This is a genomic window from Paenarthrobacter sp. NPDC058040 (assembly GCF_042885775.1).
GTDB lineage: Bacteria > Actinomycetota > Actinomycetes > Actinomycetales > Micrococcaceae > Arthrobacter.
Genome location: NZ_JBHVRN010000025.1, coordinates 13,065 through 34,139, shown reverse-complemented (window position 1 = coordinate 34,139; position 21,075 = coordinate 13,065). Strand labels below are relative to the sequence as shown.

Annotated in this window: 15 protein-coding genes; 2 read left to right on the top strand and 13 right to left on the bottom strand. The window is 62.5% G+C overall.

All coding sequences use genetic code 11. The annotated features are described in order from the left end of the window. Nucleotide 1 precedes the first annotated feature (1 nt). From ACFVSJ_RS23760 to ACFVSJ_RS23735, 6 genes are all read right to left on the bottom strand, one after another. Complete coding sequence (locus ACFVSJ_RS23760; protein ID WP_387439581.1) at nt 2-1,219, bottom strand: amidohydrolase family protein; 1,218 nt, start codon at nt 1,217-1,219, stop codon at nt 2-4. Nucleotides 1,220-1,241: 22 nt separating this feature from the next. Continuing rightward, the gene (locus ACFVSJ_RS23755; RefSeq protein WP_387439580.1) at nt 1,242-2,264 is read right to left on the bottom strand and encodes an ABC transporter ATP-binding protein; all 1,023 of its coding nucleotides are present in this window, start codon (nt 2,262-2,264) and stop codon (nt 1,242-1,244) included. A 7-nt stretch (nt 2,265-2,271) separates the two neighbouring features. Further along, the gene (locus ACFVSJ_RS23750; protein ID WP_387439579.1) at nt 2,272-3,324 is read right to left on the bottom strand and encodes an ABC transporter ATP-binding protein; all 1,053 of its coding nucleotides are present in this window, start codon (nt 3,322-3,324) and stop codon (nt 2,272-2,274) included. Further along, nucleotides 3,321-4,319, bottom strand: coding sequence for an ABC transporter permease (locus ACFVSJ_RS23745; RefSeq protein ID WP_387439578.1), 999 nt, complete (start codon nt 4,317-4,319; stop codon nt 3,321-3,323). The genes ACFVSJ_RS23750 and ACFVSJ_RS23745 overlap by 4 nt, the downstream gene beginning before the upstream one ends. Before the next feature lie 19 nt (nt 4,320-4,338). Next, nucleotides 4,339-6,027, bottom strand: coding sequence for an ABC transporter substrate-binding protein (locus ACFVSJ_RS23740; protein ID WP_387439577.1), 1,689 nt, complete (start codon nt 6,025-6,027; stop codon nt 4,339-4,341). 68 nt (nt 6,028-6,095) lie between these two features. Beyond that, entirely contained in the window at nt 6,096-7,133 is a 1,038-nt protein-coding gene (locus tag ACFVSJ_RS23735; protein WP_387439576.1) for an ABC transporter permease, read from the bottom strand. 144 nt (nt 7,134-7,277) lie between these two features. Here ACFVSJ_RS23735 and ACFVSJ_RS23730 point away from each other — a divergent pair, with 144 nt between their 5' ends. After that, nucleotides 7,278-8,744, top strand: coding sequence for a chlorohydrolase family protein (locus ACFVSJ_RS23730; protein ID WP_387439575.1), 1,467 nt, complete (start codon nt 7,278-7,280; stop codon nt 8,742-8,744). 53 nt (nt 8,745-8,797) lie between these two features. Next, nucleotides 8,798-9,496, top strand: coding sequence for a GntR family transcriptional regulator (locus ACFVSJ_RS23725; RefSeq protein ID WP_387439574.1), 699 nt, complete (start codon nt 8,798-8,800; stop codon nt 9,494-9,496). A gap of 477 nt (nt 9,497-9,973) precedes the next feature. Here ACFVSJ_RS23725 and ACFVSJ_RS23720 read toward each other — a convergent pair whose 3' ends face one another. From ACFVSJ_RS23720 to ACFVSJ_RS23690, 7 genes are all read right to left on the bottom strand, one after another. Further along, a complete protein-coding gene (locus ACFVSJ_RS23720) occupies nt 9,974-13,462 on the bottom strand; it encodes a DEAD/DEAH box helicase (protein WP_387439573.1) in 3,489 nt (1,162 codons plus the stop codon). Then, nucleotides 13,446-14,195, bottom strand: coding sequence for a Hachiman antiphage defense system protein HamA (locus ACFVSJ_RS23715; protein WP_387439572.1), 750 nt, complete (start codon nt 14,193-14,195; stop codon nt 13,446-13,448). The genes ACFVSJ_RS23720 and ACFVSJ_RS23715 overlap by 17 nt, the downstream gene beginning before the upstream one ends. A 132-nt stretch (nt 14,196-14,327) precedes the next feature. Next, entirely contained in the window at nt 14,328-15,443 is a 1,116-nt protein-coding gene (locus ACFVSJ_RS23710) for an ImmA/IrrE family metallo-endopeptidase (RefSeq protein WP_387439571.1), read from the bottom strand. Nucleotides 15,444-15,461: 18 nt separating this feature from the next. Then, complete coding sequence (locus ACFVSJ_RS23705; protein ID WP_387439570.1) at nt 15,462-16,097, bottom strand: hypothetical protein; 636 nt, start codon at nt 16,095-16,097, stop codon at nt 15,462-15,464. 792 nt (nt 16,098-16,889) lie between these two features. Then, the gene (locus tag ACFVSJ_RS23700) at nt 16,890-18,308 is read right to left on the bottom strand and encodes a DUF4032 domain-containing protein (protein ID WP_387439569.1); all 1,419 of its coding nucleotides are present in this window, start codon (nt 18,306-18,308) and stop codon (nt 16,890-16,892) included. After that, the gene (locus ACFVSJ_RS23695; RefSeq protein ID WP_387439568.1) at nt 18,305-19,897 is read right to left on the bottom strand and encodes a beta-N-acetylhexosaminidase; all 1,593 of its coding nucleotides are present in this window, start codon (nt 19,895-19,897) and stop codon (nt 18,305-18,307) included. Before ACFVSJ_RS23695 ends, ACFVSJ_RS23700 begins: the two co-directional genes overlap by 4 nt. Before the next feature lie 83 nt (nt 19,898-19,980). Continuing rightward, entirely contained in the window at nt 19,981-21,063 is a 1,083-nt protein-coding gene (locus ACFVSJ_RS23690; RefSeq protein WP_387439567.1) for an ABC transporter ATP-binding protein, read from the bottom strand. Nucleotides 21,064-21,075: the final 12 nt, after the last annotated feature.

Below are 21,075 nucleotides of genomic sequence, written 5' to 3'. Positions count from 1 at the left end.
CTTAAACCAGTTCCAGCTGGTCGGCCACTACCTTGCCTGCGTGGATCACGGTGCGGTCCTTGCCCCGGTCCATGACCGTGGAGGCTACAGTCTCGCCGTCCACCAGCAGCAACTCGGCGGGTTCGCCAACTTCGACGCCGGGACGGTGGGAGGTGTCCTTAAGTCGCGTGGCGTTGGGGTCCAGGATGCTGGCCCCACCTATGGTGGCAATGGCCAGGCAGTGCTCGATCAGTTCGTCCTTGCGGAAACCGTGGGTGAACGCCAGCTGCCAGGTACGGTCCAGCATGTCAGTGTTGCCGTACGGAGACCAGTAATCCCGCTGGCCGTCTTCGCCCAGGCCCAGCCGCACGCCCGCTTCCGTTAGCAGCGGGATGGGCAACTGGCCCGAGGCGGCCGGCGCGACGGAAGCCAACGAGACGTCCAGTTCGGCGAAGGAATCAATGAGCCGTCGGGTAGTGGCCTCGTTGACACTGCCCAGCTGGTAGGCGTGGGACATGGTGACTTTGCCCTGCATGCCCAAGGCCCGGGTACGTTCCAGCACCAGGTCAGTGCTGAAGACACCCAGCTCGCCGGGCTCGTGGAGGTGGATGTCGATGGGCACTTGGTACTTCTCCGCCAGGCCGAACACGATGTCCAGGTGCTTCACCGGGTCCCGGTCCAGGGTGCAGGGGTCGATGCCACCCATCACGTTGGCACCGGCTTTCAATGCCTCTTCCATCAGCTCAACCGTGCCTTCCTCCAGCAAAAGGCCGGCCTGGGGGAACGCGATGATGTCTACGGAGGCCTGCCCGGCGAACTTTTCTTTGGCGGCTGCCACGGCTTCGAAGCGTTCCAGCCGGCAGTCCACGTCCACTTGGGCGTAGGAACGCACCCGGGTGGTGCCACGGGCAATCATGCGGCCAAGGGTGTCATTGACCCGGTCTTGCAAGGGGACCTCGGCGTTGCGCCAATTGAGCCGGTCGTTCATCATCATGGTCCACACGCCTGGGCCGCCTGTGTGTTCCCGGAAGGGAAGGCCGATCCGGGTGGAGTCCAAGTGCACGTGGACGTCGGAGAAGGACGGAACCAGGATGCGGTTTCGCCCTTCCACGATGGTGGTGCCATCCGGGACCGGGCGCGCAGGGTCATGGGGTTCGACTCCGGTGATCTTGCCGTCGGCAACGCTGACATCGCTCAGGGCCTGGCCCCAAGGTCGGACGGCACGAATCAGGGTATTCACTGTTTCTCCTTTGATTGTGGGTCTATTGCACACCCGCCAGCGCTGCGGCTGCCACCCCGGTGTGGTGGCAGGCCGGCGCGGCGGGCGTGGCCGGTGCTGGAATCTGGTTGATGCAGCGCTGGCGTTGTTCTTCGGGAAGGGTAGCGATGAGAGGACAGCGGGTCCGGAACACACAGCCGCTCGGCGGATTCGCAGGCGAGGGCAGGTCGCCCCGGAGCCGGATCTTGACCTGTTCGCGGGCAGCCCTCGGATCAGGGAGGGGCACGGCGGAGAGCAAAGCGCGCGTGTAGGGATGCCGGGGATCGTTGAACAAGTCATCGCGCGGTCCCTGTTCCACGATTTTGCCCAGGTACATGACGGCCACTTCGTGTGAGATGTGCCGGACTACCGAGAGGTCATGCGCGATGAAAATGTACGAAACCCCGGTGTCCCGCTGGATCTGCTGAAGCAGATTCACTACCTGTGCCTGCACGGAGACGTCCAGCGCGGAGACCGGTTCGTCGCACACAATCACCGAGGGGTTCAGTGAGATGGCCCTGGCGATGCCCACGCGTTGCCGCTGGCCGCCGGAGAATTCATGCGGGAAGCGGTTGTAGTGCTCGGGTTTGAGGCCAACCTGGTCCAGGAGTTCCTTCACACGGTTCTTCAATCCACCGGGAGGACTGATCTTCTGAGCCACCATGGGTGCCGCAATCGCTGTCCCCACGGTCTGCCGCGGGTTCAGCGAGGCGAACGGGTCCTGGAAAATCATCTGGACTTTCCGCCGGAAATTGTAGAGCTCGCGTCCCTTCAACTGACTGATGTCGACGCCGTCGATCATGATCCGGCCGCCGGTGGGGTCCATCAGCCGCGAGATCATCCGGCCCGTGGTCGACTTACCGCACCCGGACTCACCCACGAGTCCCAGCGTCTGGCCACGCCCCAGACTGAAGGTGACGCCGTCGACGGCTCTGACCGAACGCTTGGCGGCACCCGGCAAGAGGCCGCCCTTGAGGGGGAAGTGCTTTTGGAGGTTCTCCACCTGGAGAATGGGCTGGTTGTCCATGGCGGTCCTAACGCGCATTGCGGATGGTGAGGAGCTGGGGTCCGCTCAGGTGGCAGCGTTTGCCGTGGCCGTCTTCCACCGTGAGCTCGGGCCGTTGCTTGGCGCAGACGCCGTCGCCGGCGAGTTCGGCGTACTGGCACCGCGCGCTGAAAATGCACCCCTTGGGCAGGTCCAGGAGCGACGGCGGCTGGCCGGGTATCGGATTGAGCTGGCCGGAGGCGCTGGTCAGCGTCGGCATCGAATTGAGCAGGCCAAGGGTGTAAGGATGACGGGTGTCGTAGAAGATTTCGTCGACGGGGCCGGATTCCACGCACTGCCCGCCGTACATGACCAGGACGTTATGGCACACCTCTGCTACAACGCCCAGGTCATGCGTGATGAGGATGAGCGCGGAGTTGGTTTCCTCCTGCAGCTCCAACATGAGGTCCAGGATCTGTGCCTGCACGGTGACGTCCAACGCCGTGGTGGGCTCGTCCGCGATCAGCAGCTCAGGCTCGCAAATGAGTGCCATCGCGATCATGGCCCGCTGCCGCATGCCGCCGGAGAAGTGGTGCGGGTACTCGTCGAAGCGCTGCTCCGGACTCGGAATACCCACCCTTCCCAGCATGTCGACGGCGGCCGCCCGGGCCTGCTTTTTGCTCGCCTTGTTGTGGACCAGGTAGGCCTCGGCGATCTGGTGGCCCACCGTGTAAAAGGGGTGCAGGGCCGAGAGGGGATCCTGGAAGATCATGCCGATGTTGCGTCCCCGGAGTTGCCGCATAGCGGATTCCGGCAGCGTGACCAGGTCCTTCCCTTGGAACAAGGCCTGGCCGGTGACCTGCGCCGAGGTGCCCTTCAGCAGGCCCATGAGGGCTTGGCTCGTCACGGACTTACCGGAGCCGGACTCGCCAACGATGCCCAGGGTCTGGCCGCGTTCCAGCGTGAAGTCCATGCCGTTGACGGCGGACACCAGGCCGTCGTCAGTGGGGAACTTCACCGAGAGATTCCGGACGTCCAAGAAGGCTGGGGCGTCTGCGGGAGCCACCGCCGGTGCGGCATAGCTCAGTGGCGTGCGGGTCATTGAAGCCTCACTCGGGGATCGATGGCTGCATAGGCGAGGTCCACCAGCACATTGGCAACGATCACGAAGAACGCAGCCAGCATGGTGATGGCCATGGTGACGGGGAGATCGCCGGATATCGCGGCGTGCACTGCGGTGAAGCCGAGGCCAGGAACGGAGAAGATCTGCTCGGTCAACACCGCGCCGCCCAGGAGGAGGCCGATGTCCATTCCAAGCATGGTGACAACGGGCGTAATGCCGGCCCGGACACCATGCTTGAATGTTACGGTCCGTGGAGCGAGCCCCTTGGCCCGCGCCGTCCGTATGAAGTCCTCACCAAAAGTCTCGATCATGTTGGTCCGGGTGACGCGGATATAGGAGGCGCTGAAGAGCACGGCCAGCGCAATCCAGGGCAGCAAATAATTGGTGACCCAGGCTCCGGGTCCCTGGGGACCAAACGGACTGTTGATCTCGTTCGTGGTGAAGGGCAGCAGATGCAGCTGGTTGACGAAGAGGAGCAGCAGGAACAGGCCCGTGACCGGGATGGGGAGGGACACTCCGACGGACGCGGCACCAACAATGAACTTGTCCACCGGGGAGCCCTTGCGCAGGGCGGCGAGGAGGCCGAGTCCCACACCCGTGATGGTCCAGAGCACCAGCGCGCCGATGGCCATGGAGAAGGTGTAGGGAAGCGAGCGGGCGATGATGTCCGCAACGTTCTCGTTGGTTTGGAACGACTTGCCCAGGCACGGCCATTCGCAGAGCGTCTGGGCACCGGCAGCCCCGATCATGCGCGGCGAGAACAAGCCGCGCATGTAGTCGAGGTACTGGACAAAGAACGGCTGGTCCATGCCCAGTGCGACGCGGGCTTCCGCCACCCGTTCGGGGGTGCATTCCTGCCCGCACGCAGCGGCGGCAGGGTCGGACGGACCCAGCTGGAACAGGGTGAAAGTGATGAAACTGACCGCGAAGAGGAGCAGGACCAACGATCCGGTCCGGCGAAGAATGAAAGTCATCATGGTGGTCTATTGCGGGCTAGTGCTCGACGCCGACGATCGAGAGGTCGATGCCGCCGAAGAAGTAGCCCACCTGGGCATTGCGGACATTCGAGCCCACCACGGAGTTGGTATGCGTGCGGATGAGCGGAACAATCGGGTAGGTCTTCAGGGCCGAGCCGAATGCTTCGGACCACTTCTTGCCCAGTTCCTCCGAGGTGCCGTCCGTGTTGCGCAGCTCGTACATCGTCTTGGACACCACGGGATCGAAGTACCGCGACGTGTTGGAGAATCCGTAGCTGGTGCCGTCATTGTTCGGGCCCAGCAAAGGATCGGCTGACGTACGGACGGATGCCGGGTCGGCGCCGCCGCACCAGCCGGAGCGTCCGAGGTCCGGGAGCTGCTCGCTGGCCATGATCGAGTAGTAGTTCGGGGCAGGGATGGCCACGAGTTCAACATCGATGCCCAGGGCCTTGAGGTTCTGCTGGACCACGGTGCCGGTGTTCTTGAAGGCATCGCGGTTGTTGGCGTAGCCGTACGTCAGGGTCTTCGGGTAATCCTTGCCTTCAAGGAGCTTCTTGGCTTCCTCCAGCTTGGGCTTGCCTGCCGGATCGAGGTCCAGCTGGGTTTCGACGTAGCCGCGCATCTTGTCATTGAGCGGGCTTTGGGTCAGCTCACCGAAGCGGCGTCCACCGTACTGCACCAGGATGGACTGGCGGTCCAGGGCCAGGGCGATGGCCTTCCGGACGTCCGGATCCTTGATTTTCTGGGTGTTGAGGCTCAGGACGTCGTTGCAGCCCAGGAGCCCCGAGGCCACACGGTCCTTCACCTTCGCGTCAGCCAGTTTCGCGGAGTCCGAGGTCTGGAGTGCGCCATTGGAATCGAGGGTGATGGCGTTGGGATCCGAGTCTGCCAGGAGTTGCTGGCTGATGGTGGCCTGCGACGTGGACAAGGAGAAGCTGAACGTGTCAGGCAAGGCGGAGCGGTTGGGGTCCGTCGCGGGATCCCAGTGCGGATTGCGGACCAGCTTCAACGACTTACCGCGGTTGTAGGACTCAACCATGTAAGGACCGGAAGAAACCGGGTGGTTGGTGTAGTCCAGTTTGGTGTCCTTGCCCGCCGGAACAGGAGCCGTATTTGAGCGGGAGGCCAGCGCCGGGAACTCAGCGAAGGGCTTCTTCAGGTGGAAGACGATGGTTCGATCGTCAGGTGTTTCGACTGCCTTGAGCACAGCGGAAGGATCCTTGTAAGGCCCTTTGTACCCGCCGGCGTCGAGAGCTGCATTCAGCTCCTGCGGCGCCTGGGTGTAGACGTCCTGCGCGAAGGTGCGCTCCACGCCGTACTTGATGTCTGCCGACGTGATGGGCGTGCCGTCCTCGAACTTCACGCCTTCCTTGAGGGTGAAGGTCCAGCTGAGGCCGTCGTCGGAGACCTTGCCGGTGTCTGTCGCGAGGTCCGGTACTACCGTTGGCGGCTGGCCGGCGGTTTCCTTGGCCATGGTCAGCGTCCGGTAGTACAGCTGGCCCACGTTGGCCGTCTGCACATAGTTGCTGTTGCCGGGATCCAGGGTCTGGAAATCCGAGGACATCAGGACGTTGAGGTTGCCGCCCTTGGCGTTGAACCCCGACTTCACCACGACGGGTGCCAGTTCGGTGACAGATTCGGGCTTGGATCCGGTGGATTGGTTGGGGCCGGCGCTGCAGCCTGCGGCCGACATTGCGATCAGCACGGAAAGCGCCAGTGCTCTCGTGGGGTTTTCATGGTGCTCCTCTGTGAAGGGTGGGTGGAACGGGGGATTTAGTGACGGGATGCTTTGGGGTCCAAGGCGTCGCGGACGGCGTCGCCAAGGAGGTTGAAGGCCAGGACAGTGACAATGAGCATCACGCCAGGGACGGCCAGGAACCAGGGATCGCTGAGGTACCAGTTGCCGGACTGCGCGGCGTTGAGCATCTGGCCCCACGACGGCGTGGGGTCCTTGACGCCGACGCCCAGGAAGGACAGGGCTGCTTCAGCGGAGATGTTGGTGGGAATCAGCATGGTGGCGTACACCAGGACCACACCCATGACGTTGGGGATGATTTGGCGGAACAGCACGCTGAGGTGGGAAGCCCCGAACGAACGGGCTGCTTCCACGAATTCGCGCTCGCGGAGGCTCAGCACCTGGCCGCGGACAATTCGGGCGAGGTAGGCCCAGCCGAAGAAGCCGAGGATGATCACCAGCGAGGCCATCGGGAGGAAGCTGCCTTCACCCAACGGTGTATCCCGAAGCCGGGACTGCAGGATAGGCGTCAAGGACAGCACCAGGAGGAGGTGCGGGAAGGCGAGGAACAGGTCCATGATCCGGCTGATGACGGCATCCGTTTTGCCGCCGAAGTAGCCTGCCGCGGCGCCCAACACGGTTCCGAGCACCACCGAAACGGCTGTGGACAGCAGAGCGATGGTCACTGAGACCTGCCCGCCGAAGGCGAGCCTGGCGAAGAGGTCGCGGCCCAGCCCTGGCTCAACGCCGAGCCAGTGCTCGGCCGACGGGTACATGTAGCCGGGCAGGGGAAGGCCGGGAGTCTGGAAGTCGTCCAGGACCTCCGGGCTGGTGTTGGACGTAAAGGGATCGTTGCCTGACATAGTACTCAGCACCGGCGCGAGGATCGCGAACAACACGATGGCCACCACCACGCACAGGCTGGTGAGCGCGATCTTGCTGCGCCGGATCCTGAGCCAAGCCGTGGCCAGCAGTGATCTGGCCTCGGCAGGAGTGGCTGCTGTGCTGTCCGGCGTCGTTGCCGGGAGAGGCGGTGGGCTGCCGGTGTTGGGTTCGACGGATTGTAACTGGGTCAACCGATTGCTCGTTTCGTTTGGGAGCTGACTCCGGAAAATCTTGTATACCAAATTATGCTAGAGCAGGATGGATGGGATGTAAATCACAATTAATGTACTGTTTGGAATACCAGATACCTGTTTGAAGCGAGCGAAGGAGCTCCCGTGCACGTCAAGACCACCGCCCGCTACGTCCTGGGCTTCCACGATGGTCGGCATGTCCTGCTGGAAGACGCCTGCGTGGTCAACAGCGGCAGCACCATTGTTTACGTCGGTCATGAATACCAGGGGCCCGTTGATGAGGAACGGCACCTTGGCGATGCCCTGCTGATGCCCGGCCTGATCGACCTCGATGCCCTCACTGACATCGACCACCTGATCCTGGACAGTTGGGCCGGGCCGGAGCAGGCCAAGGGACACCAGTGGTCGGAGGACTACTTCAGGAACCGTCGGGTAGACGTCTTCACGCCCGAAGAGCGCCAGCAAATCCGCGAATACGCCCTGATTCAACTGGTCCTCCACGGCGTCACCACCTACATGCCGATTGCTTCCGAGGTTCATTCCGCATGGGCCGAGCCGTTCGAGGAATTGGCGGGCATGGCCGAAACCAGCCGGCGGCTCGGATTGCGTGGCTACTTGGGCCCGGCGTACCGCGCGGGCGTGAACGTCGTCCTGGAGAGCGGCGAACGGTCGGTAATGTTCGACGCCGACCGCGGCCATGACGGGTTCGCAGACGCCTTGCGATTCATTGACTACGCGCGGGAACTGGACGATCCGCTGGTCACCGGTGTCCTCTTGCCCTGCCGCATTGAAACTCTGGATGCCGAGTTGCTCAAGGCCACGGCAGCAGCCTCCCTGGAACACGACGTGTTGGTTCGACTGCACTCACTCCAGGGGCTCGTGGAGCGTGAACTGATCCTGGAATGGCATGGAGTCACGCCGTTGGAACTCCTTGAGCAGGTTGGTTTGCTCAATCAAAGGCTGCTCATTCCCCACGCCACCTACATTGACCGCAACCCCGCCGTCCACGGGGAAGACAGGGGAGACCTGGCACGCTTGGCGGCCAGTGGAGCGAGCATCATCCACTGCCCGCTCACGTCCATGCGCTACGGCAGCACCCTGGACTCGTTCAACGCCTACAAAGCCGCCGGCGTGAACATCTCCCTGGGAACGGACTCCTTCCCGCCGGACCTCATCCGCGGCATCGACGCCGGCGTGCAGCTCGCGAAGATCCTCGCCGGCCGGAACGACGCCGGTGACCTCGCCGGATACTTCGACGCCGTCACCCTGGGCGGCGCCCGCGCGCTGCGTCGTGATGACCTGGGCCGCCTGGAGCCCGGCGCCCAGGCAGACATGGTGGCCTTCGCCCTGGGAGACATCCGCGACGGCGTCCACGAGGACCCGCTCCGGACGCTGACCCTCAACGGAACTGCCCGTCAGGCCATCCTCTCCGTTGTGGCCGGCCGGACCATCATGGCTGACGGAATGATCCACGGTGTGGACATGGATTATTGGCGCAACACAGCCCAAGACCTCTTCGCAAAGATGCGCCGGGCCTACACCGAAAGGGATGCCTTGAACCGTCCCGCGGAGGAGCTGTTTCCACCCGTGTATGCTCGGTTGGAGCGGTGAGCGGAACCGTCCGGCGAACTCGTGCGGACGCTGGCATGAAGGGGAGTTTGAGAGTGGCAGAGGCGATCCCGGAAGCCGGCAATGTCCGCGATGACGAGGCACGTGCGGAGTACGTTTATCAGCTGGTCCTCGAAGGCATTGTCTCCGGTTCCTTTGCCCAGGGATCGCGGCTGCGCGAACGCGAACTTTCCGAGATGTACAGCGTTTCCAGGATCCCGGTCCGGGAGGCGATCCAACGGCTGGAACAGGACGGATTCGTTGCCACGTTCCCGCGCCGCGGCGCAGTGGTCCGGCAACTGACCCTCACCGACGTCAACGAACTCTTCGACGTTCGGCTGTGCCTGGAAACCTTTGCCGCCCGCATGGCTGCCACCCGCGTTGCCGAAGGCGGCGACGGCGGGCGCCTTGCGGAACTGATGGAGTCATCCAAGGCGGCCATCGACGAGGACCGAACTGACGACGTCGTACTCATCAGTGCTGAACTGCACGCCGAAATCGTGCGCCTCTCCGGGAACCGGCTCCTGATCGAGTCTGTTAAGCCGCTGTTTGGACGCATGCGCTGGATCTTCGGGCTGGCGCATAACCGCAGCAACGAGCTGCAGCGCGACGAGCACACAGAACTGTGCAATGCGATCCTCGCGGGCCGTCCGGAGTTGGCGTACTCCTTGGCCTACTCGCACATCGAACTGGGCCGCCAGCCCGTCCTGGCCGGGCTGGCGGAAACCCTGGAAGCCGGGGGGGATATGGGTTAGACCCCTCAGGCGCCGTCCGAATAACTGAATAATCACGTCGCGTGATGTGCGCAGCCTGGTAGCGCCCCTGACTGGGGCAGCGTTGCCTTGGTTCAAATTCTGTCAGTACGACAGAAAAACCTTGACGATATGCAACTTTCATCGCGTTTTGTTGTTTTCGGAGGTGGGATTTCTGGCCCTCGGGCTTTCAGCAAAGCGGCGTTGTGGACAACAGAACTCGCTGCCGAGGAGTAGAACCGCTTGTGGCCGTTTCATCGATCCCATCTTCGGCGTCACAGGCCTTGTGTTGAGGGGCCACTTTCGGCGGCCCACCCCTTCTGCCCGGAGGGTGTCGGACCGGTCAGATGCTCCCTCGGAGTGTCTAAGTAGTCACAACGTGAGGGTTTCGTGGAGGCGCTCGTCGGACGTCCCAAAACGACCTTTGGTCAGCTGAAATGACTACCCAATGAGCCTAAGACGTCAGCACCAAGCGAGTTCTTACGCAAGTAGGTCGGACGGCCCCAGATAGTCGAGCTCGACTACGTCTCCTGCTCCGATCCCGGTGACTTTCAGCAGCCCCTGACGGCGCCACTTAAGGCGGGCGGTTAGCACCCCGACGCGCTGGGCATCTGCCGTCTCGAGCACGGTCGTACCGTCAGAGTGGGAGATCGCTCTGTATGGTTCGCCGGAGATTGGCTGGTGATCAGGAATCCAACTCACCGAGGATTCGTGCAATTGACGAATCCATGTTCGCTGTCGGAGGGCGACCGTGCGCGTCGCGAAGCTCATCCACAGCTCGCGGGTGGTCGGTGTCGGCCAAGACGGGTCCCTCGCCGCGACTGGAGTTGCCTTGGAGATCATCCACTCGTGCAGTCCGGCTGGCGTGGTGAATTCGGCTTCCGTTGACTCCACCGCGGCGAGCGCTCCCGATCGAGAGGCGAAGCCTGCTCGCATTAGCGTTGCCGCTGCCCTGTTGAGAGTGCCGGCTTCTACAGCAGCGACGCTCAGTCCAGTCTCCGGATTGGATACGTCCAAAGGGAAAGCGTCGGCGCTGGGGTGCGCTGCGGCTCGGACACGAACGGCTTCGAGTGCCCACGGGAGTCGGTATGCCAGGGTTTCTTCGATGACCTCAGCCGTTTCGAGGCTGTCGTCGATTGCGAGTTCCGCGACTGGGCGTCCTCGCAGCCAACCGATCAAGATTTCCTCCCAGTTATCTGGTCGAGTCTTAGGAGTGAAGGGGAAGATATCGAGCACGATCCTGGCGATACGGGTGATCGCGTCGATCGCTTCGTCGTCCATGCCCAGTTGGATGGCTGCTTCCGCAATGTGGAGCTGACGGTTGAGTTGTTCAGCATTTGAGTCGAGTTCCCGCCCAGTCGCGACGCCAACGCCGGCCAGGTAATAGCCACGCCGCTGATCTGGCGTCGTGTTCCGCCAGATGACCCCAGCTCGTGCCAAGAGGCCGGTTCGCAGGGCGTTGCGCACGGGTTCCTGGTAGCGTGCGATTGTGCGTGCCCAAAGCGATGATGCGAGAACTGCATCGAGCGCGGCGCCCAGATCCTGCTCCGAGACAGAGGAGTCGCTGAGCAGTCCGAGGATCGCGCAGTCCAGGCTCGCGAGTTGGCCCGGCCATAACTTCATGGCTTCGTTTGCGGTCTCTTCGTCTTCCGTAGCAATGACCGGAAATGACCATTCGGCAAGTCCGGTGACGTACTCTGTGAAGTCTTCCCAGTTCACCTCGCCGAGACTATCGGAAATTCTCTGGAGCATGGCGGTGAGGAGTCGGACGAGCCCGCTCTGCATATCACGCAGCTGCGAGTCTTCGACGAGCCGCTCCCAGTTCTGACGTGTCCGACGGGTGGGCTCGAACATTGGATGCACCACGAGTCCGGCCGAATCGACGAACGCTCGTCCAGCTCGGCCTACGATGTTGCGGAACTCGGCTGCGTCGATGAGCTTCCGGTTTCGCCACAGACTATGGACCACCAGCGAACTCGCCGACAGGTTCAATCCCTGTGCCAGCGTGGGGGAGGAGACTGTAATTTTGAGCACTCCCTGTTGCAGGAGCTTCTCGACTTCTTTCCTGAAGGGGCCGGGCAGAGAGCCATGATGGATAGCGACGCCCAGGCGAAGACAGGCGAGGAGAGGATGGTCGGTTCCGAACCATTCCTGGCCGATGCTGAGGGCGGTGTTCAAAAGGGCCGGGTCGCCGTCAAAGACGCCCCGGAGCGCGCCTTGCCGGGTCAGCTTCACGATCAATTTAGCAAATGCGTTGACCGAGCTCTTCAGTGGGCAGAACACCAGGACGGTCTGGCCGTCATCGACGAGGCGCCAGGCGGTGGCCAACGTGAGCTCTTGAGCGTCTTTCGGGAATGGGAGCTTGCGTTGCTTGCTGGGAACTTTCTCCGCGGTGAGGAACCTGGGGACATACGGTTCTTCACCGCCGACTGTGATGTTCAGCCTCGCGTTGTTTTCGCGCCATACGACTTCTCCGTATCGGAGAACGGTGGGACGCCAGTCACTGCTGATCAGCCCATCGGGTTTGTCGTCTGTCAGCCAATCGACGAAGTCCTTCACTTCATCACCCTCGGGCAGGATCGCTGAAAGACAGATGATGCGCCGAGTCTTCGCGTCTGGGCGGCGAAGGAGTCGCTGGATCTGGACTTCGTACCGCACTTCCCGCTCGTTCGCTCCGATCATGTGTCCTTCGTCGAGCACGATCAGTCCGACGTCATTGAGTAGATCCGGATCGTTGCGGAGGGCGAAGTCGAGCTTCTCGGGAGTCGAGACCACAATGTCGCGGTCCTGAAGGATGCTCTCGTCGACATCGCTGACGCCGGTGGTGCCGTACAAGGAGGAGATGGTCTTGCCGAGAGGTACAAAAGTACGTTCCAGAGCGGTCTCAGTCTGCGCGGAGAGCGCGCGGAGGGGGGTGACGAAAACCACCCGCTTTCCTCCGGCCAAGGTCGCGAGGATGCATAGTTCTGCTATGCGGGTCTTACCGGCGCTCGTGGGCAGTGAGAGCACGAGGTTGTCTTGCGTATTGAGCACTCGTGACGCGGCTTCCATTTGGGAGGGCCAGAGGTCGATCTCTGAGCGTCGTCGGCGGAAGAGCGAGGCGACGAATGTAGCGCGTAGGCGATTCCAGTCGCCAGTGTTCCCGCTTTCCGGACCCGTCGGTAGGACTACATGGAAGCTTGAATCCCAGAGGCCCCGCAGCAGGTGAATCGCCAGCCGATGACACCACCAGTGCGGCACCATACTCAATGTGGCCGCACCGCGCATGCCCACCTCGAGCCGTGCAATGGCGTCCGAGAGCAGAGTCGGCTCGCCACGTTCGAACGCCAGCATGGCCACGCCGATCGCTCCCATGAACGCATCGGTCAATGCGGCATCGACTACATCCAAGACATCGGCACTGTCCCCGTTGTTGTCGTCATCCGGTGCAAGCGTCGAACGCAACTCCTCGGCAAGACTCGCGTCCGCAGATCGTCCGTCCGCGCGACTTTCGGAGACGAGCATCGTCAGGCCATCCAGATCCCGAAGCATGAGTAGGACCAGGCATTTCTCGGTGGGGGAGATGTTCTGATCGTAGCGGGTCGCCGTCAGAAGGGAAAAAGCCCGCGCTGAGAATCGAGCGAGATGAAAGCTAGCTGCGGCCACCACCCGATGAAAGCCCAATTGCGTTGTCACCTCTCCCCGTGCGATGACTGACTCGATCGCTGTCGCCGCGTTCTCGAACGCCCGCCGAGATGCCTCAGCAGATCCATCTAGGTCGCTAAGCTCCAGACCGTGCTCCAGAAGCGCATACCCGTAGGAGAGGAGATCGTGGCTCAGTCGAGGCTCAAATGGGGGAGCGTCCTCCGGGAGCCGACCTTCACGCCATATCATTGCGCGCGCCTCTCCGCGCGCAAGAAGCCGTCCCCGAAAGCCTGACGTCGTCGCTTGACCGATGGCGGTTTCGAGTTCCTCAAGCCGTGTAGGCATCGCGGATCACCTTCTCGAAGACGCGACGGATGAACAACTGATGCTCGGGGACCTGCAGCCCCACACCGAGTCGCCGGATTTCGCCTTTGTAGGCATTGGTGTGATTGCGGAGCAACACGAGAGGGCTGTTGCCAGAAAACGTGAACAGCAGGTGTGTGACATCGCCGGATCTGATACGTCCATGAAGCTGGGCGGCGAGGATCTTGACGTACAGGTTCGTTTCACCCATTTCGCGCAGACGCGCGGCGACGAACATCATCGCGTGGGGCGTCGGAAGGCCGTGCTCACTCAGCAAGGCTGTTTCCGCCTCGTCTAGTGTCGAAGTCGAAAGGCTCGTGCGACTTTTCGCTTCGCCTTTCAGGAACTCGAGCTTGTCGTCCGCCATGCGAATGCCGAGAAGATCGTCGCCGCGCATGGGCATCTCGCGGCTGTCCTTCCACCGCAGGCGTGCGATCATCCGGTATCCGAGTTCTCGCGCTACATACTGGGTGGCGAGGACCTCTCCGAGTTCGCCCGACCGAGTCCGTTTGCTCAAAGGCAGCTTTCCGCTGAGAACCTCTGCCGCCTGCGGTTTGCCGAGTGCGTTTAAAACGACCGCGATCTCATCCGCAGAGACATAGTGACGAGGCACAGCAGCAGCGGCCCACTTCACCCCAATATCAACCGCTACGTCGTCGGCCGGCACCATCCGCACGACTTTGTGAGGACCAACATCTTCCTGGGTGGTGGTCACCCACGTCCTAATCCGAGCCATCCGTACAATCCTCCAAAATTAGCCAGGTCAAGACGAGTCGCCCGCGGCGTGATCGCCCGAGGGGGCCGTCGGTAGAATGGACTGCCCGTTCAAATTCCCGCCGTACAAAGGTCAGACCACCCTAAGGTTCGCTTGGCTGCGTGACCGCGCTTGTGCATCCCCTTCGAGGGAGAAGGTCACAAGCCCGAGCATGAGATCCCGGACATCTTGTGCGCGGACGTCGAGCGCTCGCGCAATCTCGATGAATCCGGCGCCTTGGCCTCGCATATCGTTCATTACCTGCGTTAAGAGCCCGGAGCTTTCGGCGAGTAGGTTGGAGCCGGGCTCGTTTCTTCGGAAGCCCGCCATTGAGAGTTGCTTTGCTAGGGTGCTGTAGGTCCAGTCTGAGATGACACCTAGTCGATGCGCACGCAGGTTGAGGGCCATTGCACTCACGCGCCAGCGCCTCTTGAGCATCAGGATGTCCTCGAGCATCAAGTTGCCGCGGATCGAGCCAAGGACGTCGGCCCGCGGCATTAGGAAGGAACTGGCAAAGTCGTTTGCTGCTTGCTCTTTTTCCTTTCCTGGTTCAACGTGCAATGACCCGCCGTGCATGACAAGGTGCCCAAGTTCGTGGGCGAGGTCGAAACGTAGTCTCTCGGCGGACTTGTGCACGTTCAAGAAGATTACCGGTGTCGCCCCGTGCCGGAACGAGAAAGCGTCGATGGCTTGCAACGGCCCGCCAGCGGAGTAGACCTTCGCACCCTTGAATTCGAGAAGCTGCAGAAGGTTCTTGATTGGTGCGACGCCAAGACCCCATGCCCCGCGTAGAGCCTCGGCAGCTTGCTCGGGAGGAAGTTCATCGTCGGAGTCGAGGAGGTCCTGCAGTTCCGGAACGTCGGGGGCTGGTGCCCTGTATGCCGCCTCTATCCATTCCGACAGTTCTATTGCCAGTGTTGACAGGCTTCGTGCGGTAGCCTCATCCTTCTTTGCTAGTCGCGATGTTGCTCGAAAGTGGAAAGCGTCTGCCGGAGGGAGCGCTTTGACTGGACGATAGAAGAAATCGACCGGGAAGTTGAGGACGCGCGCGAACTCGCGGATAAGCTCGGGACTCGGTGTCTTTTTAGTGTTTTCCGCTTGAGATATCCAGGGCGCCGTGGTGCCCGCTTCCGTGGCGAGCGCGGTGGCGGTCATCTGTCGGATGGCCCGTGCCATCTCAAGGCGCGCGGGAATGAAGGTGGTGCTCATTGCGGGGCTACCGGTGCCTTAGCGCCGTGCGACGGTGAAGCCGAAGCCCTCGTCTTCTTCGGTGTCTTCCTCGAACGAGAATGCACCGAGCGTGAGGTCGAACGGTGGGAAGATGATCCGTTCTGCCCAGCTGTCGATCTGTTTGCCGGCCATCGAGGTTGGACGGGATAGCTCAAGGAATACCATGCCGTCACGTTCGTTGTAGAGCAGAATCCAGAGGTATTTGACGTCGATTTCGCCACTGTCGTCGGTCGGCTGGCCGAACAAGGCCATCTGGCCATTCTCGTCGACGCGACGCGCGAAGGCTGAGCCCTTCGGGTTCTTAGTACTTGGCGTGCCCCAGTCGATGCCAGTGAACTGGTCGCCGCTGCTGGTGATCAGTCCGAGATTGAGGTCAGCCTGCGAGAAGTAAGGCAAGTTCTGTGGGTCCGAGCGTCTCCAGTCGAGTTGCAGCAGCATAAGTTGCTCGTGAATGACCTCGACCGTGCGGTACCAGCGAGTCATGTTGGGCGCCGACTTCGGTGCGCCCTTCGAGTAAGCGCGACTCTCAGCCGCACCCACCGCTACGGCACGTTCGAAAACGGTCGCCTGGAGACGCATTGGTGACAGATGGTACGCGAGATCCTCACGTGTCTTGGGTGTATGAATCGCCATGACGGTTCCTCTCTCGCGCCGGTGGTTACTCCCACTCTAGTGGGAGAGTGAAAGAATCTCCACATTGAGTCAGGTGCTGCGTGTTGCCGCGTTCAGCTCGGCAAGGAAGGCACCGCGGCCAGTAGCCAGCAGGGAACCGCGATCGTCACGGCGAGACTCACTTGGAGTTCTTTGCCACCGGTCCAGGGCGTCGGGAGGAAGGAGTCGATACTGGGCTCGTCCCCTGACATGGTGGGCACATTGTGCGGCAGAGCGTTCACCACACCAACTGGGAACCGAGATGCTCAACATAGTCGTGGCCGAAGGCGGGATAGCTTGTGCCGCATCATCGACGGGTGTTGCCAGGGCGGCAGCGAACCGAAGTCCGACACCGTCCGGGACCGTGGGTGTGAAACTCGCAAACCTGCGGATGCGCGGCGAAAGTATCGAAAACGTCGCGTCTAGGCTCGTGCACACAGGGGGAAGGCCAACGCGTGCTCTCCACTCTAACGGAGGTGGGTCGACGGTTGCTTTCTGACGTAGAATCTGGGCTGACGAAAGAGATGCCGACGATCGAACCCGTCAACTAACCTATGCCTCCCCATAAACCCTACGAAAGCCCCGACGAAAACTGCGACGGGCTACCCAGAGCCGGGAGCTAATGCGTGCCAGTCATGCCATCCAGGACCTGCCATGCGGTCTACTGATGGGCCACCCGGCCCGGAAAATCAACGATATGGGCAGAACTGTCAGGTAACGAACTCGACGCCTCTACTCAGGTGAGTGCCGGCGTCGAGCCTCGTTTGCCGCGAGTCAGTCGTCGGCGTCGGGGTAGGCGTCCTCGTCGTCGTCGTAACGGCCGGACTCCTCAACCTCCACCTCGAGGATCTTCAACATCTCCGTGTCAGGGTTGAGCATGATCGCGGCCTCGTCACGGCGGTGCTGCAGGACGGTATCGATGTAGGACTGCACGGTCTCGGCCAGCGGGATGTAGCGATCCTGCTTCTGGCTCATGTACCAGCGGTGCTCCAGGACCTCGTGCACCACTTCGGCAGGCTCCAGCTTCCCGGCCAGGTGCCGCGGGATGGACCGCACAATGGGCTCGAAGATCTGGCTGACCCAAGCATGCGCGCTGATTTCCTCGTCCAGGTCCGGGTTGTTGTCCGCCCGGAACTGGTCCATGTCGTTCAAGAGCCTGCGGGCCTGGTTTTCCTGGGCGTCCAGTCCGGTGAGGCGCAGCAAGCGGCGCTGGTGGTGTCCGGCGTCCACCACCTTGGGCTGGAGCTGGATGGTGGAGCCGTCCGCCGTGGTCTTGATGGCGTATTCCTCGACATCGAAGCCGAGCTCGTTGAGGCGCCGGATGCGGGCGCCTACGCGCCAGCGTTCGCCGAGTTCGAAGGATTCCTTCTCCGTAAGCTCCGCCCAGAGCCGGCGGTAGCTGTCCATGATCAGCTCACTGGTGGCTACGGGGTCCACCTTTTCTTCGATGAGCCCGCCGTCCAGGAGGTCCATGAGCTCGCCGGCAATGTTCACCCGTGCGATTTCCAAATCGTACTCGCGCTGGCCTTGGGACAGGTCCGGGTACAGCTCGCCAGTTTCCGCGTCCACCAGATAGGCGGCGAAGGCGCCGGCATCGCGACGGAACAACGTGTTGGACAGCGAGACGTCGCCCCAGTAGAAACCGATGAGGTGCAGACGGACCAGGAGCAAGGCTTGGGCGTCAATCAGGCGGGTCAGCGTGTCCTTGCGCAGCATTTGCGAGAACAACGCGCGGTACGGCATGGAGAACTTCAAGTGCCGTGTGACCAGCACAGGATTCAGCGGCTTGCCATCGGCAGTGGTCCTGCCGGTGATGACGGCCACGGGCTCCACGCAAGGAACGTCAAGCCTCGCGAGCTTCCGGAGCATGTGGTACTCGTGCCGGGCCACATGCTCGGACGTTTCCTTGATGGCGATCACGGAACCGCCCAAATGGGCGAAACGCACAATGTGCCTGGAAATACCGCGGGGAAGGGCAGCCAGGAATTCCGTTGGCCAGTCCTCCAGGGCGATGTGCCAAGGCAGGTCCAGCAGCTCCGGATCCGCGGCGGCAGCAGTGATGTTCAGCGAGCCGATGACGCTGGCGGGCGGTGCGGAGTCCTGCGCACTCGCCGCTTCTTTCCGGGGGAGCTTGCCTATCTGCCCGTAGTCGGTAGGTTCGTCATGCCACTGGGCTCCGTTTTGCTCGCTCATGCCTCAATTGTTCCGTACTCGGAGGTGCTGTTCAGTTCAGTGAAGGGATCTGCCGGTTTGGCTGACCATTCGACGTCGGGTGCGGCCTGGAAGCCGACACCCTGGTTGGCGAGCCGCTCACCGAAGGCGCCCAGCCGACGTCGGAAGTCACCAAGGTCGCGGGCCTCCTGGCCGGTCCACGCGACTTCGGCCAGGGAAACCGCCCTCGGGTACAGGAGCCAGTAGGCCTGCTGGTTTCCGCGGACCGTTTCGGTCCAGAGCGGACCTTCGACGCCGAGGATGTGGCGGTCTTCGAGGCCACCTTGGGCAGGGTTCCAGTCGTAGTACTCCGACCAGGTAAATGGCCCGCCTTCCACCCAGGACAGGCCGATGGGGCTTGCGGAGTCGTACTTCTGGTCCAGGTACGTGTTGGCGGCCGGGGACATGATGACCTGCGAGCCGCCGTGTTCGGCCTGCCGGACCACCGGTTCGAAGTCGCCCCACCAGTACTGCGCCACGGAACCCTCAGGAAGCTGGACCTGCGCGTACTCGTTCCAGCCCACCACCGTCTTGCCGGTTGCGGCGCCGATCCTGGCGAATTCGGTCACCATGGTCACGTAGTTCTCATGCCCGGTGACGTGGGCCTCGTCCCCGCCGATGTGCAGGTAGGGGCCTTCAGTGATGGCGGCGATCTGTCCCAGGACCTCGGTCACGAACTCGTAGGTAGCAGGCAGGTCTGCCGTCAGCGTGGAGTAGCCGACATCGCCCGTGGTGTTGCCGGGTTTGGCGACGCCGTCCGGGTTCAGTTGCGGGATGGCGGCCAGTGCGGCATTGACGTGGCCGGGAAGGTCGATCTCCGGTACCACCAGGATGTTCCGCGTGGCCGCGTACGCCTGGATGTCCCGGTAGTCCTGCTGAGTGTAGAAACCGGTGTGGCCCGGAGCCAGCCCGACGCCGGGGTGGTCCACTGCGCCGCCAAGGGCCGTGAGGTTGGCGTAGTCCAGCCCCGACGGGTTGTTCTCCGGAGCGTGGATTTCGATGCGCCAGGCTTGGTCGTCCGTGAGATGGAGGTGCAGGGCGTTCAGCTTGAACTGCGCCATGACATCGATCTGTTCCTTGACCTCTTCCACGGTGAAGAAACTGCGGGCGACGTCCAGCATCAGACCGCGGTACGCGAAGCGCGGTGCGTCATGGATTTCGACGGCGGGGATCGCCCAACTGCCGCTGTCACCGGCAATGCCAACGGCTTGGGTGAGAGAGCGTTCGATTGAAGGCGCGAAAAGCTGACGGAGGGTTTGGATTCCGTTGAACAGCCCGGCCGGTGTGGATGCCCTGAGGCGGGCGCCGGCGTCGGTGACGGTGAGCGCATAAGCCTCCGGTCCGCCCTCGAGCGCTGCGCCCAACTCCAAGGCGATGTCCCCGGGGCGGAACGCGGTGGTGAGTGGCAGTTCAAAACCCGTGCCCCGGCGAAGCAGGGCAGCGAGCTGCACGGCGACGGGTTCGGCATCACCGGACGCGGCAATCCGGGTGGTGCCGGTCAGAGTGAACGGCTGGCCGTCCAGAGGCGTGACGTGCTGGGGCAAGGGGATCAGGTTGTCCGTCGTGTTCATGCCGTTCTTTCGCCGGAGATGGGTTAACGAGAGAGCGGCCCGACCGTTGAGGGTCGGGCCGCTCTCAGCACTGCATTATGCGATTAGTCGCCCAGGCGGAGGCCGGTCTTGGTGTCGAAGAGGTGCACGTGGCCGGACTGCGGACGAACGTAGATGGACTCGCCCTTCATCGGGGGACGGCGGCCATCGACGCGTGCGACGATGTCGTGGCTCTTGCCATCGAGGGTGGTGTGGCCGTAGACGTAGGCGTCGGCGCCGAGTTCTTCGACGACGTCCACCTCAACCTGGAGGCCTTCGCCCTGGCCAACGGTCTCGAGGTCTTCCGGACGGGAGCCAACGGTGACGGTCTTGCCCGTGGCGTCCTCAAGGACGTCGTGCTTGACGGGGTAGACGGTGCCACCGAACTGGACGCCGCCGTCAACAACCGGCAGTTCCAGAAGGTTCATGGCGGGGGAGCCGATGAAGCCTGCAACGAAGACGTTCTGCGGGCGGTCGTAGAGGTTGCGCGGGGTGTCAACCTGCTGGAGGAGGCCGTCCTTGAGGACTGCAACGCGGTCACCCATGGTCATGGCCTCAACCTGGTCGTGCGTCACGTAAACCGTGGTGACGCCGAGGCGGCGGGTCAGGGATGCGATCTGCGTACGGGTCTGCACGCGGAGCTTGGCGTCGAGGTTGGAGAGCGGCTCGTCCATGAGGAAGACCTGCGGGTTACGGACGATTGCACGGCCCATGGCAACACGCTGGCGCTGACCACCGGAGAGAGCCTTCGGCTTGCGGTCCAGGTACTGCTCGAGGTCCAGGAGCTTGGCGGCTTCGCGGACCCGCTCTGCGCGCTCTTCCTTGGAAACGCCGGCGATCTTGAGGGCGAAGCCCATGTTGTCCGCAACGGTCATGTGCGGGTACAGGGCGTAGTTCTGGAAGACCATTGCGATGTCGCGGTCCTTCGGCGGAACGTCCGTCACGTCGCGGTCACCGATCAGGATGCGGCCAGCGTTCACGTCCTCGAGACCTGCGAGCATGCGCAGGGAGGTGGACTTACCGCAACCGGAGGGTCCAACGAGGACCAGGAATTCGCCATCGGCGATGTCGATGTTGAGCTTATCGACGGCGGGCTTATCTGTGCCCGGGTACAGACGCGTAGCGTTATCAAAAGTAACTGTAGCCACAGTTATCAATCC

What these genes read in the sequence shown, in the direction of transcription:
- ACFVSJ_RS23720 (WP_387439573.1), bottom strand. Translation starts at nt 13,462, where the DNA reads ATGCCTACACGGCTTGAGGAACTCGAAACCGCCATCGGTCAAGCGACG.
- ACFVSJ_RS23710 (WP_387439571.1), bottom strand. Translation starts at nt 15,443, where the DNA reads ATGAGCACCACCTTCATTCCCGCGCGCCTTGAGATGGCACGGGCCATC.
- ACFVSJ_RS23695 (WP_387439568.1), bottom strand. Translation starts at nt 19,897, where the DNA reads ATGAACACGACGGACAACCTGATCCCCTTGCCCCAGCACGTCACGCCT.
- ACFVSJ_RS23745 (WP_387439578.1), bottom strand. Translation starts at nt 4,319, where the DNA reads ATGACTTTCATTCTTCGCCGGACCGGATCGTTGGTCCTGCTCCTCTTC.
- ACFVSJ_RS23700 (WP_387439569.1), bottom strand. Translation starts at nt 18,308, where the DNA reads ATGAGCGAGCAAAACGGAGCCCAGTGGCATGACGAACCTACCGACTAC.
- ACFVSJ_RS23750 (WP_387439579.1), bottom strand. Translation starts at nt 3,324, where the DNA reads ATGACCCGCACGCCACTGAGCTATGCCGCACCGGCGGTGGCTCCCGCA.
- ACFVSJ_RS23755 (WP_387439580.1), bottom strand. Translation starts at nt 2,264, where the DNA reads ATGGACAACCAGCCCATTCTCCAGGTGGAGAACCTCCAAAAGCACTTC.
- ACFVSJ_RS23705 (WP_387439570.1), bottom strand. Translation starts at nt 16,097, where the DNA reads ATGGCGATTCATACACCCAAGACACGTGAGGATCTCGCGTACCATCTG.